General features: G+C 74.0%; 20 protein-coding genes and 2 pseudogenes. 9 read left to right on the plus strand and 13 right to left on the minus strand.

The genetic code is table 11. The features are described 5' to 3' along the window. Positions 1-6: 6 nt before the first annotated feature. The 3 genes from ACIPAE_RS04170 to ACIPAE_RS04180 form a co-directional block, all read right to left on the minus strand. Positions 7-1,068: a LacI family DNA-binding transcriptional regulator gene (locus ACIPAE_RS04170; protein WP_402442785.1), complete on the minus strand. Its 1,062-nt coding sequence runs from the start codon at positions 1,066-1,068 to the stop codon at positions 7-9. A 122-nt stretch (positions 1,069-1,190) separates the two neighbouring features. Continuing rightward, the gene (locus ACIPAE_RS04175; RefSeq protein WP_329369710.1) at positions 1,191-1,523 is read right to left on the minus strand and encodes a hypothetical protein; all 333 of its coding nucleotides are present in this window, start codon (positions 1,521-1,523) and stop codon (positions 1,191-1,193) included. A 5-nt stretch (positions 1,524-1,528) separates the two neighbouring features. Then, positions 1,529-2,500: a DUF6772 family protein gene (locus ACIPAE_RS04180; protein ID WP_329369708.1), complete on the minus strand. Its 972-nt coding sequence runs from the start codon at positions 2,498-2,500 to the stop codon at positions 1,529-1,531. 101 nt (positions 2,501-2,601) lie between these two features. Here ACIPAE_RS04180 and ACIPAE_RS04185 point away from each other — a divergent pair, with 101 nt between their 5' ends. Then, positions 2,602-3,903 carry an MFS transporter gene (locus tag ACIPAE_RS04185; RefSeq protein WP_402442786.1) on the plus strand — a complete coding sequence of 434 codons (1,302 nt, stop codon included), beginning with the start codon at positions 2,602-2,604 and terminating at the stop codon, positions 3,901-3,903. Positions 3,904-3,985: 82 nt separating this feature from the next. Here ACIPAE_RS04185 and ACIPAE_RS04190 read toward each other — a convergent pair whose 3' ends face one another. Continuing rightward, positions 3,986-4,660 (minus strand): hypothetical protein, encoded by a 675-nt coding sequence (locus ACIPAE_RS04190; protein ID WP_402442787.1) that lies wholly within the window; start codon positions 4,658-4,660, stop codon positions 3,986-3,988. Positions 4,661-5,018: 358 nt separating this feature from the next. Here ACIPAE_RS04190 and efeU point away from each other — a divergent pair, with 358 nt between their 5' ends. The 3 genes from efeU (at position 5,019) to efeB (ending at position 8,521) form a co-directional block, all read left to right on the plus strand. Next, positions 5,019-5,867 carry an iron uptake transporter permease EfeU gene (gene efeU, locus ACIPAE_RS04195; RefSeq protein WP_328463717.1) on the plus strand — a complete coding sequence of 283 codons (849 nt, stop codon included), beginning with the start codon at positions 5,019-5,021 and terminating at the stop codon, positions 5,865-5,867. 155 nt (positions 5,868-6,022) lie between these two features. Beyond that, complete coding sequence (gene efeO, locus ACIPAE_RS04200; RefSeq protein ID WP_329369703.1) at positions 6,023-7,201, plus strand: iron uptake system protein EfeO; 1,179 nt, start codon at positions 6,023-6,025, stop codon at positions 7,199-7,201. 3 nt (positions 7,202-7,204) lie between these two features. After that, positions 7,205-8,521, plus strand: a complete 1,317-nt coding sequence (efeB, locus tag ACIPAE_RS04205; protein WP_402442788.1) for an iron uptake transporter deferrochelatase/peroxidase subunit — start codon at positions 7,205-7,207, stop codon at positions 8,519-8,521. A 95-nt stretch (positions 8,522-8,616) separates the two neighbouring features. Here efeB and ACIPAE_RS04210 read toward each other — a convergent pair whose 3' ends face one another. Continuing rightward, entirely contained in the window at positions 8,617-9,774 is a 1,158-nt protein-coding gene (locus ACIPAE_RS04210) for a helix-turn-helix domain-containing protein (protein WP_402442789.1), read from the minus strand. A gap of 349 nt (positions 9,775-10,123) precedes the next feature. Here ACIPAE_RS04210 and ACIPAE_RS04215 point away from each other — a divergent pair, with 349 nt between their 5' ends. The 3 genes from ACIPAE_RS04215 (at position 10,124) to ACIPAE_RS04225 (ending at position 13,057) form a co-directional block, all read left to right on the plus strand. After that, positions 10,124-11,167 carry an alpha/beta fold hydrolase gene (locus tag ACIPAE_RS04215; RefSeq protein ID WP_366411377.1) on the plus strand — a complete coding sequence of 348 codons (1,044 nt, stop codon included), beginning with the start codon at positions 10,124-10,126 and terminating at the stop codon, positions 11,165-11,167. A gap of 201 nt (positions 11,168-11,368) precedes the next feature. Continuing rightward, positions 11,369-12,145 (plus strand): SDR family NAD(P)-dependent oxidoreductase, encoded by a 777-nt coding sequence (locus ACIPAE_RS04220; protein WP_402442791.1) that lies wholly within the window; start codon positions 11,369-11,371, stop codon positions 12,143-12,145. A gap of 72 nt (positions 12,146-12,217) precedes the next feature. After that, on the plus strand, positions 12,218-13,057 hold the full coding sequence (locus ACIPAE_RS04225; protein ID WP_328463730.1) for a helix-turn-helix transcriptional regulator: 840 nt from the start codon (positions 12,218-12,220) through the stop codon (positions 13,055-13,057). A gap of 101 nt (positions 13,058-13,158) precedes the next feature. Here the strand turns inward: ACIPAE_RS04225 and ACIPAE_RS04230 are convergent, their stop codons facing one another. From ACIPAE_RS04230 to ACIPAE_RS04255, 6 genes are all read right to left on the minus strand, one after another. Then, positions 13,159-14,457, minus strand: coding sequence for an extracellular solute-binding protein (locus ACIPAE_RS04230; protein ID WP_402442793.1), 1,299 nt, complete (start codon positions 14,455-14,457; stop codon positions 13,159-13,161). Continuing rightward, positions 14,454-15,392 (minus strand): hypothetical protein, encoded by a 939-nt coding sequence (locus ACIPAE_RS04235; protein ID WP_366411381.1) that lies wholly within the window; start codon positions 15,390-15,392, stop codon positions 14,454-14,456. Before ACIPAE_RS04235 ends, ACIPAE_RS04230 begins: the two co-directional genes overlap by 4 nt. Beyond that, on the minus strand, positions 15,389-17,092 hold the full coding sequence (locus ACIPAE_RS04240; protein WP_402442794.1) for a VWA domain-containing protein: 1,704 nt from the start codon (positions 17,090-17,092) through the stop codon (positions 15,389-15,391). Before ACIPAE_RS04240 ends, ACIPAE_RS04235 begins: the two co-directional genes overlap by 4 nt. A 125-nt stretch (positions 17,093-17,217) precedes the next feature. Next, positions 17,218-20,007, minus strand: a complete 2,790-nt coding sequence (locus ACIPAE_RS04245) for a tetratricopeptide repeat protein (protein WP_402443293.1) — start codon at positions 20,005-20,007, stop codon at positions 17,218-17,220. A 47-nt stretch (positions 20,008-20,054) separates the two neighbouring features. Then, on the minus strand, positions 20,055-22,040 hold the full coding sequence (locus ACIPAE_RS04250; protein WP_402442795.1) for a serine protease: 1,986 nt from the start codon (positions 22,038-22,040) through the stop codon (positions 20,055-20,057). Between the two features lie 700 nt (positions 22,041-22,740). Further along, on the minus strand, positions 22,741-23,415 hold the full coding sequence (locus ACIPAE_RS04255) for a TetR/AcrR family transcriptional regulator (protein ID WP_402442797.1): 675 nt from the start codon (positions 23,413-23,415) through the stop codon (positions 22,741-22,743). Between the two features lie 64 nt (positions 23,416-23,479). Between ACIPAE_RS04255 and ACIPAE_RS04260 the strand changes: the two genes are divergently transcribed. Beyond that, positions 23,480-24,607, plus strand: a complete 1,128-nt coding sequence (locus tag ACIPAE_RS04260; RefSeq protein ID WP_402442799.1) for an ATP-binding cassette domain-containing protein — start codon at positions 23,480-23,482, stop codon at positions 24,605-24,607. Next, positions 24,604-25,482: an ABC transporter permease gene (locus tag ACIPAE_RS04265; protein WP_402442801.1), complete on the plus strand. Its 879-nt coding sequence runs from the start codon at positions 24,604-24,606 to the stop codon at positions 25,480-25,482. The genes ACIPAE_RS04260 and ACIPAE_RS04265 overlap by 4 nt, the downstream gene beginning before the upstream one ends. A 263-nt stretch (positions 25,483-25,745) precedes the next feature. Here the strand turns inward: ACIPAE_RS04265 and ACIPAE_RS04270 are convergent. After that, positions 25,746-25,991, minus strand: a pseudogene (locus tag ACIPAE_RS04270) (ATP-binding cassette domain-containing protein); the annotation flags it as partial. A gap of 5 nt (positions 25,992-25,996) precedes the next feature. Then, a pseudogene (locus ACIPAE_RS04275) lies at positions 25,997-26,503 on the minus strand (ATP-binding cassette domain-containing protein); the annotation flags it as partial. Between the last annotated feature and the right edge of the window lie 5 nt (positions 26,504-26,508).

Genomic DNA, 26,508 nt, shown 5'->3' on the forward strand with positions numbered 1-26,508 from the left:
GAGGATTCAGGCGGCGGTGACCGGGCGGGGCCCGCTCGACTCGCGCACGACCAGTTCGGGCTTGATGAGGCGCCGCACCGGTGGGCTCGTCTCGCCGGCGACCCGCTGGAGGACGAGCGAGACGGCGAGTTCGCCGATCAGCCGGGTGGGCAGGCGGACCGAGGAGAGCGAGGGGCGCATCCACGCCGAGTAGGCGTGGTCTCCGTAGCCGACCATGCGCACGTCGTCCGGCACGCGGATGCCCCGCTCCGCCAGCGCCCGGGCGACCCCGAGGGCGAAGTAGTCGTCCCCGACGGTGACGGCGTCGAAGGCGGTGTCCGTGTCGAGGAACTCGCGGCAGGCGCGATACGCCTCCTCCGGTCGCCAGTCGGACTCGCCGGTCTCGAACCGCCGGCTCGGCACCGGAACCGTGCGCGAGGTCGTGCCGGCCACCTCGGCGAGCGCGCGGGCGAACCCGCGCTGCCGGTTGGCGATGGTGCTGATCGCCAGGTCCTCCTCGAAGCTGACGATCGACCGGGCGCCCCGGCTGAGCAGATGGCGGACGGCGGCGTACTCCCCGGCCTCGCTGTCGACCCCGACGAAGTCGCAGCTGAGCTGGTCGATCTCGCGTGACACGGCGACGACGGGGATGCCCTCGGCGCGGACCCGGGCCCACGGGTCGCGCTCGCCCTGGACGGGGATCACCACGGCTCCGGCCAGGCCGGCGTCGGTGATCTGCGAGGCGATGCCCGCCTCCTGGCTCGCGCTCTCCTCGGTGACGAAGAGGTCGAGCGAGTAGCCGGCCGCGCGGGCGCCGGCCTCGATCGCCCCGATCAGCTCGGAGGCGAAGACGTGGGTCGAGGACGGGATCGTCAGGCCGATGGTCCGCGACCTCGACCGGGCCGAGGGGGCGTCTTCCGTGCCGGGGCGGGACGCGCCCGGCGTGATGTACCCGATCCGGACGGCCTCTTCGAGGACGAGGTCGCGGGTGCGGGTGCCCACGCCGTCCTTTCCTCTCAGCGCCCGGGAGACCGTGTTGACCGACAGGCCGAGGTTCTCGGCGAGGTCGCTCAGGGTGCTGCGTCGCATGGTGGCCACCGTCCTCGACCCGCCTCCTTGTCGTCACGTCACTCTATCCACCGCCGCCTCGGCCGGTTCCCGCTCCCCGCCGCTCCCTCGGCCGGGTCCCGGGTCCCGTTCCCGGCCGGCGCTCACTCCTTGAGGGCGAGGTAGATCCGCGCCAGCGGAGCGGTGCGCCCGCCGGAGCGCCGGACGACCAGCCGCAGCCAGTGGCCGAAGTCGCGCAGCGGGAGGGTGATCAGGCCGCCGGCCGCAACCTCGACGGCGGGCGCCTCGTGGTCGACCCAGGCGAGACCGTCGGCGGACACCTGCGGGGTGAGGGTGACGGTGGCGTCCTCGCCCGGTTCGAGGAACTGCACGAACCAGCGGGCCTCGCCCGCCCACGCGACTTCGAACGGCTCGGTGGCGAACTCGTCCTCGACGCGGATGCCGCGTTCGAGGACGGCGGTCTGGGATTCACGCATGGTGGTCACCAATCTGCCGAGATCACGACGGAGTCGAGGTAGAGGAAGTTGCGCTGCCCGCTGAGCGTGCGCACGGAGAAGTAGAAGTTGAGCAGGTTCTCCAGCGAGCCGTAGCGCTCCTCGTAGGGCGGGACGGGGACGTGCGACCAGTCCATGGTCCGGTCGTTGAGCTGGAGTTCGACGTTGCGGCGCGCCTCCGTGTCGATCACCCAGCGCAGGTAGTGCCAGTTGACCTTGGTCGGCACCTCGTTCATGCACAGTTCCTGCGGGTCGCCGTAGGCCCGCCAGTCCTCCGGGTTCGGCGCAGTGAAGTCCGCGGCGTACGGGTGGTCGACCTTGCCCTCGAAGTGCTCCCGCGGGGTCGGCTCGGGGACGACGGGGTACATCCACTGCCGCCGCATCCGGCCCTCGGCGTCGGCGTTCTGGTAGCGCGCCACCGTGTGGTAGCGCAGCCCGCCGTCGCCGCACAGGTCCGTCGCGACCGTGAAGGCGCCGAACTGGGCCTCCGACGGGTGCTGGTTGCCGTCCCACGCCATGTCGCCGAACCCGTCGACGGCATCGGGCCCGACGGTGGCCTCGGCCTTGTAGGCGAGGTACGCCTCGATCTGGAGCAGGCCGCGACCGCTCATCGTCAGCCGGCGGATCGCCGTCGCCGTGTGGCCGGGGTGGGGGCGGGTGGCGAGCTTGAGCGCGTAGGTGCCCGACATCGCGCCGTGGGTGCCGACGTCGAAGAAGTCGCACGAGGACAGCTGCGGCGGGCGGAAGTCGCGGAAGTGGCGGTCGAGCGAGTCGTAGTCGCCCCGCCCGTTGTAGTTGCCGCCGAGCTCCACCCAGCCGTGCAGGCCGGAGTTGAAGTCGTCGTGGGCGAGTATCCGGCGCAGGGGGTTGAACCGGGACAGCGCCGGGTCGGTGCTGCGCAGGGCGTCACGCAACTGGGACCCGAGGTCGCCGTCCGGGGTGGACGTTGAGGTCGTCATGGTCGTTAACGTTATTGCTAACGTGAAAAAAATACAAGAACCTTGATTCTTGGCGGATGCGGTCGTTAGGGTGCCGATGTCCACTGACGGAAGGTTCAGCAATGGCGCGAACTCGACGGCTCACGCGTACCACCCTCGCTTCCGCGGTCGGCAGCGCCCTTGAGTGGTACGACTTCTCCCTCTACGGCACGGCGGCGGCGCTCGTGCTGCCCAAGGTGTTCTTCCCCGGCGACGGTGCGACGGCCGGGACCCTCGCGTCGCTGGCGACGTTCGCGGTGGGCTTCTTCGCCCGACCGGTCGGCGGCATCGTCATCGGCCTGCTCGGCGACCGGTTCGGGCGCCGGCAGATGCTGTTCGTGACGCTGCTGCTCATGGCGGCGTCCTCGGTCCTCATCGGCTGCCTGCCGTCCTACGGGCAGGTCGGGGTCGCCGCGCCGGCCCTCCTCGTCGTCCTGCGGGTGTTCCAGGGACTCGGCGCCGGCGGGGAGTACGCCGGGGCCATGCTCCTGTCGGCGGAGCACGCCGAGAAGGGCTCCCGCGGCTTCCACGCCTCGATACCCAGCGTCGGCAACGCCTTCGGTTCGGTGATCGCGACCGGGATCTTCTTCCTCTTCCAGCAGACCCTCTCCGAGCACGCGTTCCTCGCGTGGGGCTGGCGCGTGCCGTTCCTGCTCAGCGTGGTCCTCGCCGCGGCCGGCTACCTCATCCGGCGCAAGGTGGAGGACAGCCCGGAGTTCACGGCGGCCGTGCGGACGAAGGGCGTCGTCCGCGGCCGGTTCCCGGAGATGCTCCGGCTCAGCGGACGCCGGGTGCCGTTCGCGATGCTCATGAGCATCGCGCCCAACGTGCTCACCTACCTGCCGTCGGTCTACGCCCTGACCTACCTGTCGAAGACCGTCGGTGTCTCCGGCTGGATCGGTCTCGTCGGGATCATCATCGCCAACATGATCAAGTTCGTCACCATCCCGACGGCGGGCCGGCTCGCCGACCGGATCGGCGGCCGCCGCGTGATGATCATCGGATCGGTGGCCGGCGCGATCCTGCTCTACCCGTTCTTCGCGATGCTCGACACCGGGACGCCGGTCGTGGTCTGGGCCGCGCTCGTGATGATCTTCACCCTGTGCTGCGACATGACGCTCGCCTCCCAGGCGGCCATGCTGTCAGGGCTCTTCGACGTCCGCGTCCGCTACACCGCGGTGACGTTCAGCCGGGAGATCACCGGTGCCGTCGTCGGCGGCACGATCCCCTTCGTCGCCGCCGCCCTCACCTCCGCGGGGGACGGCCGGCCGTGGCTGGTCTGCGTCTGCTGCGGGGTGCTGTGCGCGCTCGGCGTCGTCGGCACCGCCTTCCTGCCGGAGGACCGGCGCTCGGCCGACACCGCGCCCGCCGCACTGGTCGCCTGAGCCCGCGCTCCGGAGCCGGGCGGCCGTCGCCTCCGGTCCGGGGTCGGCCGGGTGCGGTGAACGGCCGCTCCTCACCCGGCCGTTACCCGCACCACCACAGCACCTGCTTGCACGGGGTCTGGGTCGGGGAAGGGGAGGACGACGGCGGCGGCGGGGTGGTCGGCGCGGTGGACGGGCTCCGGGACGGCGGCTTGGGGCTGATCGAGCCGGTCACCGGGGACGCCGGGGTGCTCGGGGTGCCGCCGCCGGGAGTGGCGGTGGGCGACGCGGAACCGGACGCGGTGGGCGAGGTGGTGGGGGTCCCGGACGAGGAGGTCTGCGGGCCGCCGCTCGGCGCGGCGTGGTCGGGGCCGGCGCCGGACCCGTCCGGCGAGGTGTCGCCGGAGGTGGGCGCGGGCGGGTTGTGGTCGAGCGGGGCCGGCGGGGTCCCGTCGCCGCTGGACCCGCCGGACAGCGCCGCCACCGAGAGCATCGCCGCGGCGCCGACCGCGGCGATCACGCCGATCCCGTAGACCGTGGCCCGCTGCCGGCCGCGCCTGGCCTGGTGGGCCGCCTGCCCGCGGGCCGCGAGCCGTCGCGCGGCGCGCCCGCCGCCGTGGGCCGCGTCGTCGGCGGGACCATCCCCGTCCGCGCCGATCGCCGGGAGTTGGGCGGTCTCGCCCACCGCGGGCAGCGCGAGCCGGTCGGCAGGGGTACCGCATCCCGGGCACGAGTAGGCGCCGTTGAGATGGCGTCGGCACGCGTAGCAGTAGTCCATGGCGGAAGGGACACTAGGGGACGGGTGTGGCGAGAGGGAACCCTCGCTTTCCGCTTGCCGTGCGTTTGCCCGGAAACTCCGCGGCGGGCGACCGCCGATGGCAGGAACGGGACGTCCCCAAGGGCGGCGGAGGACACCTTCGCCAGGGCCGGGCCCGGCCGACCGTAAAGAGGTGGCCAAGGTCGGGTGAGCCGCCCCACATCGGGTCCGGTTTGCCGCGGATTGCGTGCACCCGCGGGCTTGACGCGTACCGGGCGGGGTCCGTACTAATAAGGGTGACCTAAGCTAGGGCAGCCTCCCCTTAGCTCCCTTACCGCCAAGCTCCGGCCGCCCCGCGCCGGCACCGACAAGGACCCCTATGCTCCCCACGTTCGTGATCGGACTCCGCGAAGGTCTCGAAGCGGCCCTCATCGTGGGCATCATCGCCTCCTTCCTCGGCCAGCAGGGCAGGCGCGACGCGCTGAAGAAGGTGTGGATCGGCGTCGGCATCGCGGTGGCGATCTGCGTGGCGGTCGCCGTGGCGCTCCAGATCTTCTCCAGCGACCTGCCGACCCGCCAGCAGGAGCGGTTGGAGACGGTGGTCGGCGCGATCGCCGTCGTCATGGTCAGCTACATGGTGCTGTGGATGCGCCGGCACTCCCGCGACCTGCGCAAGGACCTGGAGGGCGCGGCCGGCCGCGCGCTGTCCGAGGGTTCGGCGTCGGCGCTGGTGATGATGGCCTTCCTCGCGGTGCTGCGCGAGGGGTTCGAGACGTCGGTGTTCCTGCTCGCGACCTTCAACGAGAGCAACAACCCCTGGTACGGCGGCGCCGGCGCCACGCTCGGCATCCTGGTCGCCGTGGTGGTCGGCTACGGCATCTACCGCGGCGGGGTACGGATCAACCTCTCCCGCTTCTTCCGGATCACCGGCATCGTGCTGATCCTGGTCGCCGCCGGCCTGGTCTCCACCGCGATCATGACCGCGTACGAAGGCGGTTGGATCGACCGGAACAACCAGGCGTTCGACCTGTCCTGGCTGGTCCGCCCGGGCACCCCGACCTCCTCCGTGGTCACCGGCGTCCTCGGCATCCAGCCGTTCCCGAGCTGGGCCATGGTGATCGGCTGGCTGGTCTACACGGTCCCGATGCTCGCGGTCGTGCTGTGGCCGGCCCGCCGCAAGAAGGCCGCCGCCAAGCAGCCCTCGGCCGAGCCCGTGCAAGCCGGCTGAACCCGCGCGCGCCGGCCGGTTCGTACCGGCCGGCCGCCCCTCCCCCGCGTGCCGGCCGGCCCCCGGAACCGGCCTACGGCCCTCGCGCCGCCCCGTGCACACCGCACCACCACCGTCTTCCGCCGTGCCCCGCGCGGCCTCACCAAGGAGCCCTCGTGAACCCCGCTGCCACCCACCGCCGAGTCCTGGCCTGCGCCGCGACCGTGATAGCCGCGGGCATGCTGCTCACCGCCTGCGGCGGCGACAAGGGAGACAAGGGCTCCTCCGGCACCGACGCGAAAGCGGCCGGCGCGAAGACCTCCAAGGTCACCATCACCATCACCGACAAGGGCTGCGCGCCCAGCCCCGCCAAGGCACCGGCCGGCACCGTGAAGTTCACCGTCGCCAACAAGAACTCGGCGAAGGTCACCGAGGCGGAGCTGCAGGACCACGGCAAGATGCTCGGGGAGAAGGAGAACCTGACCCCGGGCCTGTCCGGCGACTTCACCCTCAACCTCGACAAGGGCACGTACTCCGTCTACTGCCCCGGCGCGAGCACCAACCGCTCCGCGTTCACCGTCACCGGCGCCGTCAAGAAGACCTGGAAGGACGACCCGCAACTGGTCGCCGCCACCCAGCAGTACGGCACCTGGATCGACGGCGAGGTCAAGCAGCTCGTCACCACCACCGCCGCGTTCACCGCCGCGGTCAAGGCCGGCAAGCTCGACGAGGCGAAGACCCTCTACGGCAAGGCCCGCGTGCACTACGAGCGGATCGAGCCCACCGCGGAGATCTGGGGCGACCTGGACGGCCGGATCGACGGCCGCGCCGACGACGCCGCCACCCCGGCGGACTTCACCGGCTTCCACCGCATCGAGCAGGCGATCTGGCAGCAGAAGTCGCTGGCCGGCATGGGCAAGCTCGCCGACCAGCTCAACGCCGACGTCAAGAGCCTCAACGACCAGGTGCCGACGGTCGAGTACCAGCCCGCGGTGATCGCCAACGGCGCCACCGACCTGGTCAACGAGATCCAGTCCTCGAAGATCACCGGCGAGGAGGAGCGGTACTCGCACATCGACCTGCTCGACTTCGACGGCAACCTGGCCGGCGCCAACGAGGCGGTCGACGTGCTGATGCCGACGTTGAAGAAGAAGGACCCGGCGCTGGCCGCCGAGGTCACCCAGCGCTACCAGGCCACCGCGGCCGCCCTGAAGAAGTACGCCGCCACGCCCGGCTACGAGGACAGCGGCTACGTGGACTACCGGAAGGTCACCGCCGCCCAGCGGCGTACCCTGTCCCAGACCGTGGACGCCTACGCGGAGTCCGTCTCCAAGATCGCCGGAAAGATTGCCTGACCAGTGACCGACAGCACCCCGGACATCACTCCCGAACCCGAAGAGCGGCGGCCCGAGGCGGCGGCCGCCGTGAGCAGGCGCCGGCTGCTGGGCGCGGTCGGCGCCGGGGCGGCGGTGGCCGGGGCCGCCGTCGGCGTGGGCGGCACCGTGCTGGCCCGGGGCGGCTCGTCCGGCTCGGGCGGCAACGGCTCCGGCGGCGCGGCCAAGAGCCAGATCGTCGCCTTCCGGGCCGGCCACCAGGCGGGGATCGCCACCCCGTCGCAGGACCGGCTGTGCTTCGCCACCTTCGACGTGACGCCGGGCGTGACCCGCGCCGACCTGGCGGAGCTGCTGAAGACGTGGACGGCCGCCGCGGAGGCCATGACGCTCGGCAAACCGGTGCCCGGCGACGTCGGCGACCTCAACGCCCCGCCGGACGACACCGGCGAGGCGGTCGGCCTCGCGCCCGGCAACCTCACCATCACCATCGGGTACGGCCCCTCGCTCTTCGACGGCCGCTTCGGGCTGGCCGCGCGCCGCCCCTCCGCGCTCAAGACGCTGCCGCACCTGCCGAAGGACAACCTCGACCCGGAGAACTCCGGCGGCGACCTGTGCGTGCAGGCGTGCGCGGACGACCCGCAGGTGGCCTTCCACGCGATACGCAACCTGCGCCGGCTGGCCTTCGGCACGCTGGCGCCGCGCTGGATGGAACTCGGCTTCGGCCGCACCTCCTCCACCACGCCGCAGCAGGCCACCCCGCGCAACCTGCTGGGCTTCAAGGACGGCACCCGCAACATCGACGCGACCGACGCGGCGCTGATGGGTCAGCACGTGTGGATCGGCGAAGAGGAGCCGCAGCGCTGGGCCCGCGGCGGGTCGTACCTGGTCAGCCGGAAGATCCAGATGCGGATGGAGCAGTGGGACCGGGACCGGCTCGGCGACCAGCAGGACGTGTTCGGGCGGTTCAAGTCCAGCGGGGCGCCGCTGACCGGGAAGGCCGAGTACGACACCCCCGACTTCCACGCCAAGTCCGGCGGGCAGTACGTCATCCCGGCCGACGCGCACATCCGGCTGGCCGCCCACGAGAACAACAACGGGCTGCGCATCCTGCGGCGCGGCTACTCGTACACCGACGGGATCGACCCGGAGACGGGCGACCTGCTGGGCGGGCTGTTCTTCGTGGCGTTCATGAAGAGCCCGGACCAGTTCAGCACCCTCCAGCGCATCCTCGGCCAGCACGACGCGCTCAACGAGTACATCCAGCACATCGGCAGCGGCGTCTTCGTCACCCCGCCCGGCCTCGCGGCCGGCCAGGACTGGTCCACCCAGCTGTTCGGCTGACCGGCCGGGGCCTGGTCGGCCCGACGCCGGTCGAAGGCGGCCGACGGCCCGCCAGGGGCGTCCCGTCGGCCGGCCGCCCTGCCGCTGACGGCTGATCAGCGGCTGGGCAGCGGGCGGTGGGCCAGCACCCGGCCGCGCAGGGCGACTTCGAGTTCGAAGCGGGCGTCGGCGTCGGCGAGCGCGGGGCCGAAGAGATGCTGGACCTGGTGCAGCCGGCGGCGGGCGGTCTGCGGGTGGATGCCCAGCCGCGCGGCGACGTCGGGCGCGCTGCCCCGGTTGGTCTGGAGCCAGGCGAGCAGCGTCTCGGCGAGCCGTTCGCCGCGTTTGGGGGTGAGCGCCGCCAGCGGGCGCAGCCGCCGTTCGGCGATCAGCCGGACCAGCGCAGGGTCGCCCAGCAGCATCAACTCGGGCAGGCAGCGGTCGCAGTCGACCAGCCCGCCGCGCTGCCCTTCGGGCAGGCACGCCAGGATCGCCCGGGCCCAGCGCAGCGAGTCCGCGGCCAGCGCGACCGGCACGGTCGGCCCGATCACCGCGGTCCGTTCGTGCAGCACCCGCTGGACCTGCCCGTCGCGCAGGTAGAGCGCGGGCTCGGGCACCAGGAGGAACGGCTGCGCGCCGTCGGTGTCGGCGAGCACCAGATCGGGCAGCCGGGCACGGGCGGCGGGTGGGCCGGGCGCGGGCGGCGGCCCGAGCGCCACGCAGGCCACCGCAGCCGGCAGCGGCCAGTCCGCGGTGCCGGCCGCCTCCCGTACGGCGTCGGGCGCCGCGGGGCCGACCAGCAGGTCCAGCAGCCGGTGGCGGCGCCGGACGAGGGTGCCCGCCTCGTCGGCCCTCGCCTCGGTGTAGCCGCGCACCGCGGCGGAGGCGAGTTCGTCGAGGCAGGCGAAGATCGCCTCGGCGAGGACGACCATCAGGTCCGCGCCGAGCCCGGAGCGGCGCGCCACCCGGGCGTAGCGGCGCCAGGCGACCCGGCCGCCGAGCCGGTAGGCGGCCTGGAGCGCGTCGAGGCTGCGGCCCTCGGCCAACTCGCCCCGGCCCAGGGCGCGGTGCACCCGCAGCCGGTCCTCGCTGAAAGCGCCCTCGGCCCGGCCGGCGGCCAGCAGGTCGGCGAATTCCGCGAGGGCGCTCTCCACGCCCTGCTGGATTCCGGCACCGAAATTCCCGGCGAGCGGCCGGGCGAATTCGGGCACCTGGCGCCGTATCTCGCTGATGATCTCGGCGGCGAGCGAGGAACGCTCCTTTCGCACCTCCACGGCGAATCGCGGCGGAAAGCGCGTCCACGGTCCGTCCACCGGTGACCTCCGTCGGGCCGGGCTGCGATGCGGTGCGTCCCGGCCCGACACGGCCGGTCCGGCCGGTGCTGGTGGCCCACAGGGGAGTATGCGGCGATGTTACCGGCGAGTCAACAGGTGGGGCAGGGGCGGCTGTTCTTCTGCCGCCGATGACAGTTCCGCATTGCGGGCGCACGGTTTCCTGGCATCTCCGCACGCGCTTTTCCGGGCGTCCGGCCGAGGCCGTTGACCGGCCCGACGGCGCTTCCTAGCATCACCGATCGCCGCACTGCCGGAATTCGCATTCCCGAACAAGGGACGGTAACGCCACATGAAACGCACCCTTCTGCGCGGCTGCGCGACGGCCGCCGCCGCGCTCGGCCTGACCCTGGCCGGCACCCAGGGCACCTTCGCCGCTGCCTCCACCACCTCCGCCTCCACCGCCTCCGCCACCTCTGCCGCCGCCTCCTCCGCTTCCCCTTCCGCCGGCACGGACGCCGCCGCACCGGCCGCGTCGGGCCGGCTCCCGGTGAACTACCACTTCAGCACCGGCTTCGTCGGCGGGTTCTTCAGCCCGACGAAGGCCCCGGCCGGCGCGAACAACTGGTCGTGCACGCCGAGCGCCGCGCACCCGTACCCCGTGGTGCTGGTGCACGGCACCCTCGAGAACATGAACGACAACTGGGGCGGCGCCGCGCCGCTGCTGGCGAACAACGGCTACTGCGTCTTCGCCTTCGACTACGGCGGCTCCTCGGCGTCCGCCGCGATCCAGGGCACCGGTCCGGCCGAGGACGGCGCGGCGCAGCTCTCCGCGTTCGTCGACCAGGTGCTGGCGGCGACCGGCGCGGCCAAGGTCGATCTGGTCGGGCACTCCCAGGGCGGCATGATGCCGCGCTACTACCTGAAGAACCTGGGCGGCGCGGCCAAGACCGACAAGCTGATCGCGCTGTCCCCCAGCAACAACGGCACCACCCTGGACGGCCTCACCGAGTTCGGCCGCCAGCTCGGCCTGCTGGAGCCGGCCAACCAGTTCGTGGTCGGCCCGGCCTGCGCGGCCTGCGTCGAGCAGGAGGTCGGCTCGGACTTCCTCACCTCGCTCAACAGCGGCGGCGAGACCGTGCCCGGCGTGACGTACACCGTGATCACCACCACCGGTGACGAGGTGGTCACGCCGTACACCAACGCGCTGCTGCCCGCCGCGCCCAACGTCACGAACATCACCGTGCAGGACCAGTGCGGGCTGGACGCCAGCGATCACCTGGAGATCGCGTACGACCCGATCGCGCTGACCGACGTGCTCAACGCGCTCGACCCGGCGCACCCGCGGCCGGTGCCGTGCGAGGTGGTCCTGCCGGTCACCGGGCCGCTGACGTAGCGGACCCGGGTGGGGGGGCTCCGGCGGGGCGGGCGGGGCTCCGGCGGGCGGGGCGGGCGGGCCGTAGCCAGGGATCGCGGGTCCCTGGTTGAGCCGGGCCTTCATCCGGTGCGCGGACGCGCGCAGGCTGGTGAGCGAAGGCGGAGACCGCAGGCCGTACGGACGGTACGGCCGCCGCCCACCCGCGAGGAGCAGACCGCCATGACCCAGCAGACCGAGACCCGCGACCGCGTCGCCCTGATCACCGGCGCCAACCGCGGGCTGGGCCGCAGCACCGCGCTGCGGCTCGCCGCGGAAGGCGTCGACTCGATCATCACCTACCGCTCGCACGCCGACGAGGCGCAGGCCGTCGTCGACGAGATCACCGCGCTCGGCCGCACCGCGCGGGCCCTGCCGCTGGACACCGGCCGGCTGGAGGACTTCCCCGGTTTCGTGGCGGAGGTGCGGCGGACGCTGAAGGAGGGGTGGCGGCGCGAGGACTTCGACTACCTCGTCAACAACGCCGGGCAGGCCGCCGCCGCGCCCTTCGCGCAGGCCACCGTCGAGGACTTCGACGCGCTGTTCGCGGTGCACGTGCGCGGCGTGTACTTCCTCACCCAGGCGCTCGCGCCGCTGATCGCCGACGGCGGCCGGATCATCAACATCTCCTCCGGGCTGACCCGCTTCAGCCGCCCGGGCATGTCGGCGTACGCCACGATGAAGGGCGCGGTGGAGGTCTTCACCCGCTACCTGGCGCTGGAGCTGGGCGAACGCGGCATCACCGCGAACACCGTGGCCCCCGGGCCGATCGCCACCGACTTCGGCGGCGGCTACCTGCGGGACAACGCGCAGGTGCGCGCGCAGCTCGGCGCGGAGACCGCCCTCGGCCGGGTCGGCGAGCCCGACGACATCGGCGGCGTGGTCGCGTCGCTGCTGTCGGAGCACACCGGCTGGATCAACGGCCAGCGCGTCGAGGCGTCCGGCGGCACCCTGCTCTAGCGGAGGACCGTGCCGGCGGGGAACGGCGGCCGGCGGGGAACGGCGGCCGGGCGGGCGAGGGAGACTGGGATCATGGACCGAGAACAACTGGCGGACTTCCTGCGCACCCGGCGGGAGGCGCTGCAACCCGAGGACGTGGGGCTGCCGCGCGGGCAGCGGCGCAGGACCAGGGGGCTGCGGCGCGAGGAGGTCGCCGCGCTGTGCGGGATGTCCGCGGACTACTACGGCCGGATCGAGCAGGCCCGCGGCCCGCAGCCGTCCGAGCAGATGCTCGCCGCGATCGCCCGGGGCCTGCACCTGTCGCTCGACGAGCGCGACCACCTCTTCCGGATGGCCGGCCACGGCACCCCGCGCCGCAGCCTGCGCGCGGACCACGTCAGCCCGGGCATGATGCGGATCGTGGACCGGCTGGCCGACACCCCAGCGCAGGTGATGTCGGTGCTCGGGGAGACGCTGCTCCAGACGCAGCCGTCGATGGCGCTGGTCGGCGACCAGACCGGCTACTCCGGCCTGGACCGCTTCATGGTCTACCGCTGGTTCACCGACCCGGTGGCCCGGCTGACCTACCCCGAGCCGGACCACCCGCAGCACAGCCGCTTCTTCACCGCCGGGCTGCGCGAGGGGTACACCGCGCTCGGCCCGGACTCGCCGGCCGGCGAACTCGTGGACGCGCTGCTGGCGTCGAGCGAGGAGTTCGCCGGGATCTGGGGCGACCACGAGGTGGGGCTGCGCAGGGTCGAGATCAAGCGCATGCTCCACCCGGACGTGGGCCTGCTCGAACTGCACTGCCAGAACCTGCTCGACGAGGACCAGTCGCAGCGGCTGCTGGTGTACACGGCCACGCCGGGCTCCGAGTCGTACGACAAGCTCCAGTTGCTGTCGTCCCTCGGCGCGCGGCGGCCCGGCACCTGAACGCCCCCGCTGCCCCGGTCCGCACCCAACCCGCACCCGCCCCGCACCCGGTCCGCGCAGGGAACGTGTTCCAGGCGTCGAGGCGTTGAGGCGTCGATACGTCAACCGGTGCCGCTGCCGCAGACCTTCGGCAGCCAGACCATGGTCCGCCGCTTCCGCACCCCATCCAGGATCGTCAACTGGTGCTCCAGCGAGGCGGGTTCGGCCAGGTAGCGCAGCGCGGCGAGTTCGAAGGCGTCCCGCATCACCGCGGGCATCGCGTCGGAGGCGTCGTAGCAGCGTACGGTACCGGGCGAGTCGAGGGTCCTGGCCGCGGCGAGGCTGACCGGGTCGGCGCCGTAGGCGGAGGTCCGCACCGCGCGGTCGGCGGAGAACGCGGACTGCGACAGGCTCCACTTCTGCTGGACCTCGGGCCGCGCCAGGTAGCTGATCAACTTCCGTGCCTGCGGGGTGTCGTGCAGCATCGCGGCGAGGTCGCCGGAGACCTCCCAGGCGTCCTGGGCGCTGTCCGACCCGGGGATGAGGTCCGCGGAGTGCACGAAGTCCGCGTCGGAGCGCTTGGGGTCCGCGCTGTTCGCCCAGCCGGCGTCGGCCCGTATGAACGACGACTGGTGCTCCAGGGTGCACGCGGCGCCCCCGCCGGCCGCGGTGCGGGAGACCACGTCGTAGGGGCGCGTCACCGCGGGCCGGACGTACGCGGCCTGGCCGGCGCCGACCATGTCGCCCCAGGTCCGCCAGGCCCGTGCGACGCGCGCGTCCGTCCACCGCAGGCGCCCGCCGGCCCACTGCTGGTAGACGGCGGGACCGGCCTGCTGGAGCAGGATGTCCTCGATCCAGTCGGTGGCGGGCCAGCCGGAGGTGGCGCCGGAGACCATGCCCAGGCACCAGGAGCCGGGGGCGGCCGCGGCCGCGGTGCGCTGTCCGGCCGTCATGCCCTTCGGGTACCACACCGCGCTCTTCAGGTCGGTCTTGATCGGCAGCCAGTAGTAGTGCGCGCCCTCGCCCGGAGGGCCGTCGACCTTGCGCGCCCAGGGCGCGTTGAAGTCCTTGCCGTCGATCAGGCCGTCCAGCGGGGCGAGTTGGCCCTTGGACGCGTAGTCGGCGAGTTCGCCGGGGCCGGGCAGCACCGCGATGTCGGGCGGCGCGCCGGCCTCGGCGTCGGCGTCGAGCACCTGGCTCTCGGCCGAACTGCCCTGGTAGAGCACGTGGATGTGCTCCTCGGCCTCGAACGGCTGGATCACCTGCTGCCGGAAGAGCGTCTCGTCACCCCCGCTCCAGTTCGCCAGCAGCGTCACCGAGCCGTTCCCGCCGACCGCCCGCACCACCACGACACCCACCACGGCGACCACCACCAGGCACAGGCCGATGACGCCGTATCCCCGCGCGTCCGGCCGCCTCATCGGGACGCCTTGACGCGGTACTCGTTGATCCGCGGCACCAGTGCCCACACGACCAGAACCATCAGTGCCACTCCCCCGGCCACTATCCAGCCGGCCGCCGCGGCGCGGAAGCCGGTGTCCGCCATCCGCCGGGCGACTTCCGCCCCCGCGGTGCTGATCTGCCCGCCCGCGTGCGGCCGCTCCAGCAGCCTGCGGGCATGGAACAGGCCGGTGTGGGTCTGCCAGGTGAAGGCCGCGAGGACCACCGCACCGCACACCAGCAGGCCGCCGGCCGCGCCGAGTTGACGGTTCCAGCGGCGCCGGAACCGGGCCCGGTGAAAGCGGTGCGCCTCCACCAGCGCGGCGGTCAGCGCGACGACCAGCACCGCCGACAGGCACCAGCCCAGCACCAGCGGCCACCCGAACGACGCCTGCCGGCGCGCCACCGCGAGTTGCGCCTGCTGGAGCGCGTTGAGCCGGCTCATCAGCGACGCACCGGTCACCGCGTCACCGGGCGCGCCCAGCACGTTGGCCGCGTCGTGCATGTAGCCGTCGTGCAGCGGCGAGTCCCTCGGGACCTGTCCGGCGAGCCCGATCCAGTACGAGTACGCCGAGATCAGGCCGGTGACCGTCTTGAGGGTCAGCCGGCCGCTCGGCCCGGTGACGTCCTCGGCCGCGGCCGAGGTGAGGATCTGGTTGGCGACCGCGACCTGGGTGGAGAAGCTGCTGGTGCCTGCCGCGTCGGAGGCCGCGTCCTGTTCCGCGTCGGACTTGGCCTGGAGCAGCGCGTCCTTCGCGGTGTCCACGTCGAGCACGCCGGACGCGGTGGACGACGCCAGCGGCACCGCGTCGCTGTGCACCCCGGCGTAGGAGCCGAGCAGGGCCAGCGTGGTGACCGTGATCAGAGCCGTCAACAGCCAGAGCCGGTGCCACAGTTCGCGCGAGGTGGTGCTCATGGCGCCTCGACTCTCGGCGTGAGGCGGTGCCGGCAGTGCGGGCAGAACTTGGCGTTCGACGGGATCGGGGCCCGGCACTTCGGGCAGCCGACCAGCCCGGCCACGGGCCGCACCTGGAGGTCTCCGCCGGGCAGGCCGTCGGAGGTGGGGCCGTGCGTGGTGTGGGTGCTCGCGGTGATCAGGTGCTCGAACGCGTCCCGGGTCACGCCCTCGCGCAGCACCACGTTCCCGTTGGCCGGGTCGCGGATCTCCACGATCCGCTGGAGTTCGGCCAGTTGGCGATGCGCGTTCAGCTCGTGGGCGAGCATGACCGCGATCCCGAGCAGCCGGACCGCGGCTTCGCGCTGCCCGACGCGGAACGCCTCGGCGGCCCGCCCGGCGGTGTCGCCCAGCCGCCGGTGCTTCTCGAAGTGCTCGTCCTCCTCGTTGCCGGTCAGCGCCGGCACCGGGTCGTCGGTCCACCGCACCCGGCACGGCTTGGCCGGTGGCAGCCGCAACTCGCCCGGCCCTGGCGGGTGTCCGCCCGCCGGCCGGAACCGGCTGCCGGGCGCCACCACCTCCACGACCGCCGCCTGAAGGTCCTCGTCCAGCGCCCGCCCCTCCGGATCGACCGTCAGGCACAGCTGGTACCTGCGCACCTCGTTGCCCCAGGCGCGGGTGGTGAAGGCGACCGCGGCACCGGTCGCGGTCTCGGTCGCCGTCTGCGGCAGGATCAGCTCGTTGGGGAACATCTGGCGCAGGTAGCGCAGCCGGCTGCCGGGTGAGGGCGTCACCCGGATCTCCAGCTCCGGCAGCGGCTTGGCCAGCAGCCGCTCGACCAACGCCGCGTAGGCGGACGGCAGTTCGGACTCGTCGTGCACCGCGTCCGCGCTGCCGTGCAACCGCGTGGTGACGTCCACCAGCACCTGCGCGTCCCAGTCCTTGCCGATGCCCCAGGCGTCGCACAGGAAGCGGCCCTGCCAGGTGTCGAGCACCGCGGCGAGCGGGTTGCGGTCGTCGTGCTCGTTCCGGCCGTCGGTGAGCATCAGCACGTGCGGGATCGGCGCGGACTGCTCGGCGAGCAACGTGCCTGCCAGGTCGAGCCAGTTGCCGACGCAGGTGCCGCCGCCGGCCTGCATGGCGTACACCGCGAGCGCCGCTTCGGCCCGGGTCGCCGCGGAGGCCGGGCGCATCGGTCCGGAGGGCGGGTAGACGGTCACCGCGTGGTGGGTGCCCTTGACGATCGCGAACGGGGTGCCGTCCGGCAGCGCCTTCAGCGCGGTGACGGCGGCCTGCCGGGCCGCGTGGATCTTCTTCTCCGGCACGTTCATCGAGACCGAGCAGTCCACGACGAGGACTTCGGCGAGCGGCGGCCCGTCGGCGCCCGCGGCGGCGCCCGTGGCCGCGGCCTCGTCGATGCCGTCGACGTGCACGGTCAGGATGGCGTGCAGGTCCTGCGCGCCGGCTCCGGCCGGGAGGTACATGCGCTGGCTGATCCCGAGCCCGACGGCGGGGCCGGCCGCGTCCTGGCGGTGCCCGGCGCCCTGGTCCTGGCGTTGGTCCTGGTGCTGACCCTGGTCCTGGTCCTGGTCCTGGCCCTGGTACGGCGGCGGGCCCGAACCCGCTTCCGCGCCAGGCCCGTTGGGCGGGACCGGCGGCCCGGAGCCGGGCCCGTCACCGTACGCGCCCGCGTCCCCGCTCGTGCTCCCGTGAGTGTCCACTGCTGCCTGCTGCTCCTCACCGCTCGCTCGGTCGGTCGCCTCGGTAGGTCGGTCGCTCGGTAGGTCGGTAGGTGGGTAGGTCGGTCGGAGGGCCCGTGGCCGGCACGGGTCCGCCGCCGGTGCCGTCAGAACCTGCTCTCCGGACGGACCGCGTAGGCCCGGTCGAGAAGGTCGCCGCGCTCGGCCGCGTCGTGCCCCTGGTCGGCCAGGTCGTGCAGCGACTCGTGCAGCAGCGTGGCCAGCCGGCGCCCGTCGGCCGCGCCCTCGAAGAGCTCCCCGGGCGGCAGCGCGGGGAACGGCCGGTCGAGCCAGGCGCCGTCGGGACCGGTCGGCGGCCGGTGGGCGCCGAGCACCGGCAGGCGGCCCAGCCGGCCGCGTAGCCGCGTCAACACCCCTTCTGCTTGCGCGAGTTGGCCGACGGGAGCGGCGCCTCGGCTGTACGCCGCCTCCTCGGGTCCGCCCGGCGACGTCGCCGCCGCCAGCCGTCGCGCGTACTCCTGCTCCCGCACCTCCGCGACCAGCCGCTTCTTGGCCGCGCCGGAGGGCTGTTCGGCGATCCGGTCGGCGGCGTCGCGCAGGTCGGCCGCGGTGGGGTCGGCGCCCGGCAGCCGCCCGGTGAGCACCCGGATCATCGCGATCCGCGCGGTGTCGTAATGCCGTGAGGTGGAGGGGACCTCGCCCAGCACCCGGACCGCCGCCGTACGGTGCCCGGCACGCAGGTGGCCGCGGGCCAGGCCGAACGCGGCGCTGCCCTGGGTGCGGTCGCGTTCCCAGACCGCCTCGTAGTAGCGGCTGACGTCCTGCTCGGGGTCGCGCAGGCGCTCGGCGCAGTAGCCGAGCGCGAGCTTGGGCGCCCACTCGCCGGGCACGATGTCGTAGACGGCCTCGAAGTAGCCCTGTGCCGTGTGCACTTGGTCGTTCATTAGGTCGCGCAGGCCGCGGTGCCAGGCGAGCCGCCAGTCGTAGGCCGCGGCGTCCGGGCCCATCAGCCGCTCCGCCTCGGCCAGCCACGCCGCGGCCTGTTCGGCCGCCTCCTCGCCGCCGCGCCACAGATAGCCGCGGCACAGCCACAGCGCCACCTCGACCGTACGCAGCGGCGGATCGTGCAGCACCCGCTCCGCGACGCGCTCGGGCACCGCCGCGCCCAGCCGGCCGAGGAAGACCACGGCGCCGTCGTCCGGGTCGGGGATCGGCACCGGCAGCGCGCGGGCCACCTCCTTCGGGCCGGGCGCGCCGAACTCCAGCTCCGGTGCGGTCCCGACGGCCTGCCCGGCCTGCCCGGCCTGCCCGGCTTGCCCGGCTTGCCCGGTCCGCCCGGTCCGCCCGCCCCGCCCCGTCCAGTAGCCGGTGCCCGGGGCCTCGCCGAGCACCGCGCCGAAGAGCACCGCGGTCGGCTCGAACCGGGTGGAGCGCTCGGGGTGCCGCTCGTGCCGGCTCAGTGCGCGGTGCTCCCGCAGCACCTCCCACAGCTGCCGGGACATCTGCGCCGCCGAGGTGAAGCGGGCGGCCGGGTCGTCGTGCGTGGCGCGGGCGATCAGCCGGTCGAAGGAGCGCTCGGCGAGCCCGGCGGCCGGCACCGCCTTGTCGTACAGCTCGTTCAGGGTGCGGCCGACCGTGAACAGGTCGCTGTCGACATGGAACCCGCGCTGGCTCAACTCCCTTGACGGCGGGGCGTAGTTGCGGGTGTACGACAGCCGGGTGGCGCGGTCGTCCTTGCGGCGCACCGCACCGAGGTCGATCAACTTGATCTGCCGGCCGTAGTGGATGACGTTCGCGGGCTTCATGTCGCAGTAGAGCAGCCCCTGGTCGTGCAGGTACTCCAGGGCGCCGAGGATCTTGCAGCCGTACGTCACCACGTGGTCGAGGGCGAACGGCTCGCCGAACAGCTCCTCCAGCTCGTCCGGGTTCGACCTCAGCAGCAGGTTCAGCGGGCGCCCGGCGACGTACTCCATCACGATGTAGTCGGTGGGCTCCTCCTCGCCCGGCGCGAGGTGCTTGCGCGAGGAGATGACGCCGACCACGTCCCGGTGGTGCAGCGAGGCGAGCGAGCGCATCTCCTCGACCGCGCGCAGGCGGGCGATGGCGTCGCTGTTGTTGATCTGGGCCTTGAGCACCACCCGCAGGTCCTTCAGCTCGGTGTCCTCGGCGAGGTACACCCAGCTCGTGCCGCCCGGCGAGAGATAGCCGAGCACGCGGTACGTCTGCCGGCTCGCCTCGCCGATCTCGTCGCCGACGCGCAGTTGCGGGCGGAAGGAGTACGGCGTGCCGCACTCGGGGCAGTAGCCGTGGTCGGGTGGCGGCCCGCCGTCGTACGCCAGCCCGATGGTGCCGGGGCACTCCGGGATGCCGCAGGGCCGGCCGCCGACCGGCGGCGGGCTGGGGGCGCGGGCGATGCTGGCGAGCGGCGGCGCGGGGATGTCGGGGAGCGGGACGAGGCCGTCGCTGTCCAACGTGTCGAAGTTGGGGACGGCGGGGGCCGGTGCGAGGCCGGGCCGGGACGCGGCGTCCTCGGCGGAACGGTCGCGGTCACCCTGGCGGTCACGGTCGCGGTCTCGGTCGGCGGTGCGGCGCGTGGCGCGCTGCCGGCGGGCGCGCTCGCGGCGGCTGTCGGTACGGCCGGACTCGCCGTCGGGTAAGTCCGCCGAGCTGTCCGCGCCGGTACGGGGCCCGGGCGTGCGGGGCCGGTCCGGTCCGGGACCGGCTCCTTCACGGGCGGGTGTGGCCGCGAGTGTGGCCGCGGGAGCGGGAGCGGGCGCAGGGGTGGGCGTCGGCGGGGACGGGGGCGCGGGTGCGGGGGCAGGCGGAGGGGTGGGGACAGGCGCGGGCGCGGTCCTCGGTGGGGATACGGAGGTGACGCCGCGAGGGGCCGCCGCGGGCGGCATCCGGGAGCAGGTGTCGCAGAAGCCGGTGGACATGAGGGTGCCGTCGCATCCGGGGCGCGGGCAGCGCACGGGCGGGTCGGTCACAGTCGGGGCTCGCCTCCCTCCTGATCCGGTTCACGTAAAGGGACTTGGCCAAGCTCGGAAGCGTGGCGGGGTCCGGCGGCGCGGTACGGCCCGGCACCGTGGTTCGGCCCGGCACCGTGGTTCGGCTCCACCTCGTGGCTCGGCTCCGCACGACGGTTCGGCGACGCAACGTGGTGCACCTCCGCCCCCTCCCCCGCACCGTCCCCGCTCCCCGGCTGCCCGTCCGCCCCCGGGCCCGACGGCCCCCGCCGTTGCGGGTGCCTGCTGCTCCATCGCTCGATGAAGCCGGCGTACTCGCGCATCGCGACCTCCGCTGCGGCCAGGTCGCAGGGCCGGGCGTGCAGCAGTTCGTAGGCGGCCTGGTAACGGTCCTCCGCGGCCAAGTCCTCGCTGTCCAAAGCCTGTTGGTGGAGCACCTGGTACGAGTCGAGGCGTCCGATCAGCTCCGCGCGGCGCTCGATCAGCGGGTCGAGGCGCTCGACGGCCTCCCTGATCCGCCGCTCGGCCCGGACCGCCACCCGCTCGAACCGGGCGAGGTCCGGGTGCCCGCCGCGTCCGGCCGCCACACCGACCGTGCCCGCCATGGTGGTCCGTACCGCGTGCGCCTTGACCAGCGCGTCCAGCGCCCGGTCGCAGTCGGCGCGCACCTCGGCCATCCGCTCGTGCAGCGCGTCGGCGAGCGGGCCGGTGATCTCGGTCAGCATCCCCACCAGCCGCGCCTGCCGCTGCTGGCTCGGCTCGATCACCAACTGGCTCTCCGCGCGGGCGACATGGGCCCCGTCGCGGCGGAAGACCAGCAGCATGCGGTCGCCGTGCACGCGCAGCCGGGCGAGCAGGTCGAGCAGCCCGTCGGGGTCGGGCGCCTCGTCGACCCCGACCAGGACGAGGGTGAGGGTGGTCGAGGCGGCGAGGATGCGCCGGACGATCGCGTCGACGCCCGTGTCGTCGATGTCCTCCCGGCCCTCCGGGAGCACGCCGAGCCGGTCGGCGACCCGCTCGGCGATCCACAGGGTGCTGCGGCCGGACGCGCTCAGCGCCAGGTCGAGGCCACCGGGCGGCGGGTCGGTGTCCGCGTCGCCGGCGGCCGGGCCGGGCAGTTCGCGGTCGGCGAGCCGGAGGGCACGGCAGAGCGTGGTCACCCGCACCGGGTGGTCGGCGCGGACCTGGCTGATCTTGACCTGGCTGCCGTCGCCGGTACGCCGTCGGGTGCGGGCCGGACCGGGCCGGACCGGCGCGCCCGCCACATGGGGCGCACCCGGCGGGCGCGGCACGGACCTCGGGCGGTCACCGCGGAACCACTCCGCCAGCCGCTGCGCGAAGTGCGGGTCGAACATGCCCCGTTCGCGGCCGAGCACGTCCAGCCGCTCGTCGACGGCGGCCCAGCCGCGGGTCCAGCCGCGGGCGCGCGGCAGGTGGCGTACGACGGTCTCGGCCGGGCTCAGATACGGGCCCGCGCGGTCGCCGTTCACGTTTCCGGGCAGCGCCACGCCGACGATGTCGCCGGTGGCGGCGTCGGTGACCCCGGCGCCGCCGAAGCCCGCGGCGCCCGGACCGGCCGGCGCCAGCCGGACCCGCCCGTCGGTGCCGCTCGCCACGGCTTCCGTGGCCGCGGCCATCCACCGCCCGGTGCCGTCGGCGGCCGGGAAGCCGTACATCCGCACCCTGCGGTGCGGCACGGACAGCCGGCGCAGCGAACCGGCCGCGCCCGCCGGGCCGGACCCGTCCAGCCGCAGCAGCGCCACCCCGCCCGCCTCGGCCGCGCACACCTGGTCCGCGACCGCGTGCAGCGAGACCCCGCCGGCGCCGACCAACTCCGCGGTGACGCGCTCTCCTTCGGCGACCGCCCCCGCGTGCGTCAGTACCCATTCCGGGTCGACCAGCACTCCGGCCCCCGCGATCGTCCCATCGCCCCGCCGGATACGTACCGCCCACGACGGCGCCGCCCAGGAGCTCCGGCCGCCGATTCCCCCTTCGGCTTCCATATCAGGCACTCTACGCCTGACGCCCCATCATGTCCGCCCGGTTGGACGGACGATCACCCGTGACCGCGTGGAGCCAGGCGCGCGGAGCGCGGGCATGGGCGCCGTCCGGCGTCGCGGCTCCGCCGAACCGATCCCCACGCCCACCCCGCACCGATCTCCACACCGATCTCCACACCCGTCCACGCACCGAATCACCGCACCGATCGGCAACCTCTCCTGCTGATCGCCGCCCGCCGTGCACGCGAAAAGTGCCCTCCGCGCTGGGACGACGAACCTTCGGGTCGCGCCGGTCCAGGTGGCGGGCACTTTCCGCGTACCGGGCGCCGGTACGCGGCCCCCGTGCGTGGGCCTCGGCCTCAGGTTCCGCCGACGGCGCCGGCAGGGCCGGTCGTCGCGCCGGGCGTCAGGAGCGAACCGGGCGGGTTCGGCGCCTCGCTGAGGAGACGGGTGCCGCCCCAGCCGGTGCAGCCGCGGACCCCTGAGGCCGGCAGGACACAGGCCCTGGCCACGGACGCAAACGGATCGGCCCAGGGCGCAACTCCCTTTGCCCGAGCGGACGTGCGGCGGAGCCTCGGCGCACCCCGGCCTGTCCCGGGTCCGGGTCCTGGTCCTGGTCCGGGTCCTGGTGGGCCGAGGAGGCGTGACAGCCGGCCCGCGCCCTTACGGCTACGGCACGGCCACGGCACGGCCACCAATGGGGCTACGGCTGTGCCTGGCCGCCGCAGAGGCGCAGCGCGCTCTCCGCACACAGCTCCGCCGCCTTGTCGTTGGTCAGCAGCCCGGCCGCGACCTGGTCCACGGCGGTGTGCTGGAGCCCGAGGATGGCGGCGGCGAGCCAGTCCGCGGGCAGCGCCGGGTCGAAGTCGCCCGCGTACTGGCCGCGTCGGACGAGCCGGGTGAGCCGCGGGGGCACGAAGTCGTGGGGGTCGTGGGCGGGCCGCGGGATCTGGGCCGTGGCGGAGTGCAGCAGGAGGGGGTAGCGGTCGAGGAACCGCCAGCCGGCGTCGAGGTACCGGGTCAGCGCGTCGGCGGGCGGGGCGGTGTCGAGAGCGGCCTCGTCGAGCAGCGCGGCGAACTCGGCGGACGCGACCTCGACGAGGGCCGCGACCAGGACCTCCCGCGAGGAGAAGTGCGCGTAGACGGTCTGGCGGGTGACGCCGGCCGCCGCGGCGATGTCCTCCATGCTCGCGTCGGGCCGCTCGCCGAGCACCACCCGGGTCGCGTTGAGGATCGCGTCGATGCTGCGCCGGGCGTCGGCCCGGCGGCGCCGTGACGGCGGCGGCGGTGCGGGGATGCCGTGCGGTGCGGGGACGTCGTGCGGTGCGGGGGTGTCGTGCGGTGCGGGGGCTTCGTGCGGGTCGTGCGGGTCGGCCATGCCGCGACAATATGCGCCCGACCGTAACCTTGACAAGCCGACAGAGTTAGCCAACTCTTACGGCATGTCAAAGAAAAGCTGGAGTGGAGCACCCGGGAGCGGAGACGACCATCCGGCGATCGAGGCACGCGGCCTGGTCAAGGTCTACGGCGAGAGCCGGGCGTTGGACGGGATCGACCTCACGATCCGGCGCGGCCAGGTGTTCGGGTTCCTCGGCCCCAACGGAGCCGGCAAGACCACCACGATCCGTATCCTCGCCACGCTGACCCGCCCCTCGGCCGGCACCGCCCGCGTCCTCGGCCACGACGTGGTGACCGAGGCCGACGCGATCCGCGCCCGGGTGGCGGTGACCGGCCAGTTCGCCTCCCTCGACGAGGACCTGACCGGATACGAGAACCTGCTGGTCCTGGGCCGGTTACACGGCCTGACCCGGGCCGCCGCCAGGCGGCGCGCCGACGACCTGCTCGCCGCGTTCGACCTGACCGGGGCGGCCGGGCGGCCGGTCGGCGGCTACTCGGGCGGCATGCGCCGCCGGCTCGACATCGGCGCCAGCCTGGTCGTCACCCCCGACCTGCTCTTCCTCGACGAGCCGACCACCGGTCTCGACCCGCGCAGCCGCAACCAGGTGTGGGAGCTGGTCCGCCACGTCGCCGCGGCCGGCACCACGGTGCTGCTCACCACCCAGTACCTCGAAGAGGCCGACCAGCTCGCCGAGCGGATCGCGGTCATCGACAACGGCCGGATCGTGGCCGAAGGCACCAGCGCCCAGCTCAAGTCCCGGGTCGGCTCGGGCACGTTGCACCTGCGGCTCCTCGACGGCGAGCAGCGTCCGAAGGCCCGCGACATCCTGGCCGGCAGCCTGGAGGGCACGATCCGGCTCGCCGCCAACCCGCTCGCCCTGTCCGTATCGCTCGCCACCCGGCCGGACCCGCGGGGCAGGCAGGACGCGCAGGACCCGCAGGACACGGCCGGGGCGCCGGGCGTGAACGGGACGCCGGGTGCGCAAAGCACGGACGGGGCACGGGACATGGGCCGGCTGGTCGGGCGCGCCATGACCCGGCTCGCCGACGCCGGCGTGGGCGTCGCCGACCTCTCCCTCGGCCGGCCCAGCCTCGACGAGGCGTTCCTCGCGCTGACCGGCCACCCGGCCGGCCCGGCCACCGCCGACGACCGCAAGGACCCGACCGTATGAGCACTTCCGCCGCCTCGGCCTCCTCCGCTGCCACCTCCGCCTCTTCCGCCCGCCCCACCCCCGCACCGGCCGACCCGATCGACGCCCTGCTCGCCGCCGGACGCTCCGCCCGCCGCGCCTCCGCGCTCACCGCCTCGGCCACCTTCGGCCGGCGCGCCCTGCTCAAGATCAAGCACGACCCCAAGCAGCTCGTGGACTCGGCCGCCATCCCGATCCTGTTCACCGTGCTGTTCACCTACCTGTTCGGCGGCGCGATCAGCGGCTCGACCGGCGACTACCTCACGATCCTGCTGCCCGGGGTGCTCAGCATGAGCATCGCCATCGTCACCATGTACGGCGGCGGCCGCCTCGCCCAGGACGTGCGCAGCGGCGCCTTCGACCGCTTCCGCGGCCTGCCGATCTGGCGCGGCGCCTTCGTGCTCGGCGGTCTGCTCAGCGACGCCGCCCGTTACCTGTTCGCCTCCGCCATCGTGGTGGGCCTCGGCCTGGCCATGGGCTACCGCGCCGACGGCGGCGTGCCGGGCGTGCTCGCCGCCGTCGCCCTCGTCGTCGCCTTCGGACTGTCGCTGTCCCTGCTGTGGGCCGCGGTCGCCCTGCTCGTCCGCGACCCGGCGGTGGTCATCAGCATCGCCAACGCCGTCCTCATGCCGCTCTCGTTCGCCAGCAACATCTTCGTCCAGCCCCGCACCATGCCCGGCTGGCTCCAGGCCGTCGTCCGCGTCAACCCGCTCAGCCACGTCGCCACCGCGGCCCGCGACCTGATGAACGACACCGGCCACACCGCCGGCGCGGTCACCTGGTCCCTGACCGCCACCGCCGCCCTCGCGCTCGTCTGCACCCCGATCGCCCTGCGCCTGTACAGCAAGCAGAGGTGAGCGACCGCCTGGGACCCGCCCTGACCCGCGGCAGCGGCGCTCAGGCGTGGAGGCTCGCCTGGCGGCCGCCCCGGGCGAGCAGTTGGGTGCGGGCGCCGGATTCGGCGAGTTGTCCTTCGTCGAGGACCAGCACGCGGTCGGCCCGGGCGGCGAGGCTCACGTCGTGGCTGACGGACGATGACGATGGTGCGGTCGGCGGACAGGCCGGGCAGCGCGGGGAGGAGGTCGTGGGCCGCCCGCGGGTCGAGTGCGGTGGTCGGCTCGTCGAGGACGAGGACGGGCGTGTCGCGCACGAGGGCGCGGGCGATCGCGATGCGCTGGAGCCGGCCGCCGGACAGCCGGGTGAAGCGGCCGTCGTCGAGCGCGGTGACGAATCCGTGCGCCCCTGCCGTACGGGCGGCCCGCCGGATCTCCTCGTCGGTCGCGCCCGGCCGGCCGCAGGCGATGTTCTCCCGGACGCTGCCGCTGAGGATGCGGGTGCGCAGCGGCAGCAGTGTGACCGGTCCCAGAGGTCGGCGCCGTCCAGCCGGATCGACCCCGCGTCCGGGTCGTGGAAGAAGCGCATCAGCAGCGCGAGCAGCGTGGACTTGCCGGCGCCGCTCGGCCCGGTGACCGCCACCACCTCGCCGGGATGGTTCTGCCGGCGCCGGGACAGCCGAAGTGGACTCCGCCCGGGTCGAGTCGGCCGGTGCGGGAGGCGGCGGTGGGATACGGCGTGACCGTCGCGCCGCCGGTGCGCAGGGCGGCGGTGGGGCCGGCGCCATCGGGTGCGGGGGCCGCGGGGTCCCTCACGGACGGCTGCGCGTCGCAGGATGCCGATCAGCCCCTCCGCTCCCGCGGCGGCCGCCGTGGCGGTCAGCCCGGACCCCGCCGACCCGGACCCCGTCGACCCGGGCACCGTCGACCTGGACCCCGTCGAACGGAACCTCGCCACCGACGCCCCGAACCGCGCCGCCCGGCCCGTCCCCGCGGACTCGTCCGATCGGAGGAAGCCAGACTCCCGGGCCGACCCCGGGCTCATCGGCC

It is taken from the genome of Streptomyces sp. NPDC087270, from assembly GCF_044744625.1.
In the GTDB taxonomy this organism is placed as follows: domain Bacteria; phylum Actinomycetota; class Actinomycetes; order Streptomycetales; family Streptomycetaceae; genus Actinacidiphila.

Excerpts from the sequence above, each read along its gene's own strand:
- ACIPAE_RS04250 (WP_402442795.1), bottom strand. The coding sequence starts at position 22,040 with ATGGAAGCCGAAGGGGGAATCGGCGGCCGGAGCTCCTGGGCGGCGCCG.
- efeU (WP_328463717.1), top strand. The coding sequence starts at position 5,019 with ATGCTCCCCACGTTCGTGATCGGACTCCGCGAAGGTCTCGAAGCGGCC.
- ACIPAE_RS04185 (WP_402442786.1), top strand. The coding sequence starts at position 2,602 with ATGGCGCGAACTCGACGGCTCACGCGTACCACCCTCGCTTCCGCGGTC.
- ACIPAE_RS04215 (WP_366411377.1), top strand. The coding sequence starts at position 10,124 with ATGAAACGCACCCTTCTGCGCGGCTGCGCGACGGCCGCCGCCGCGCTC.
- ACIPAE_RS04245 (WP_402443293.1), bottom strand. The coding sequence starts at position 20,007 with ATGTCCACCGGCTTCTGCGACACCTGCTCCCGGATGCCGCCCGCGGCG.
- ACIPAE_RS04230 (WP_402442793.1), bottom strand. The coding sequence starts at position 14,457 with ATGAGGCGGCCGGACGCGCGGGGATACGGCGTCATCGGCCTGTGCCTG.
- ACIPAE_RS04220 (WP_402442791.1), top strand. The coding sequence starts at position 11,369 with ATGACCCAGCAGACCGAGACCCGCGACCGCGTCGCCCTGATCACCGGC.
- ACIPAE_RS04225 (WP_328463730.1), top strand. The coding sequence starts at position 12,218 with ATGGACCGAGAACAACTGGCGGACTTCCTGCGCACCCGGCGGGAGGCG.
- ACIPAE_RS04180 (WP_329369708.1), bottom strand. The coding sequence starts at position 2,500 with ATGACGACCTCAACGTCCACCCCGGACGGCGACCTCGGGTCCCAGTTG.
- ACIPAE_RS04175 (WP_329369710.1), bottom strand. The coding sequence starts at position 1,523 with ATGCGTGAATCCCAGACCGCCGTCCTCGAACGCGGCATCCGCGTCGAG.
- ACIPAE_RS04260 (WP_402442799.1), top strand. The coding sequence starts at position 23,480 with ATGTCAAAGAAAAGCTGGAGTGGAGCACCCGGGAGCGGAGACGACCAT.
- ACIPAE_RS04255 (WP_402442797.1), bottom strand. The coding sequence starts at position 23,415 with ATGGCCGACCCGCACGACCCGCACGAAGCCCCCGCACCGCACGACACC.
- ACIPAE_RS04265 (WP_402442801.1), top strand. The coding sequence starts at position 24,604 with ATGAGCACTTCCGCCGCCTCGGCCTCCTCCGCTGCCACCTCCGCCTCT.
- ACIPAE_RS04235 (WP_366411381.1), bottom strand. The coding sequence starts at position 15,392 with ATGAGCACCACCTCGCGCGAACTGTGGCACCGGCTCTGGCTGTTGACG.
- ACIPAE_RS04190 (WP_402442787.1), bottom strand. The coding sequence starts at position 4,660 with ATGGACTACTGCTACGCGTGCCGACGCCATCTCAACGGCGCCTACTCG.
- ACIPAE_RS04170 (WP_402442785.1), bottom strand. The coding sequence starts at position 1,068 with ATGCGACGCAGCACCCTGAGCGACCTCGCCGAGAACCTCGGCCTGTCG.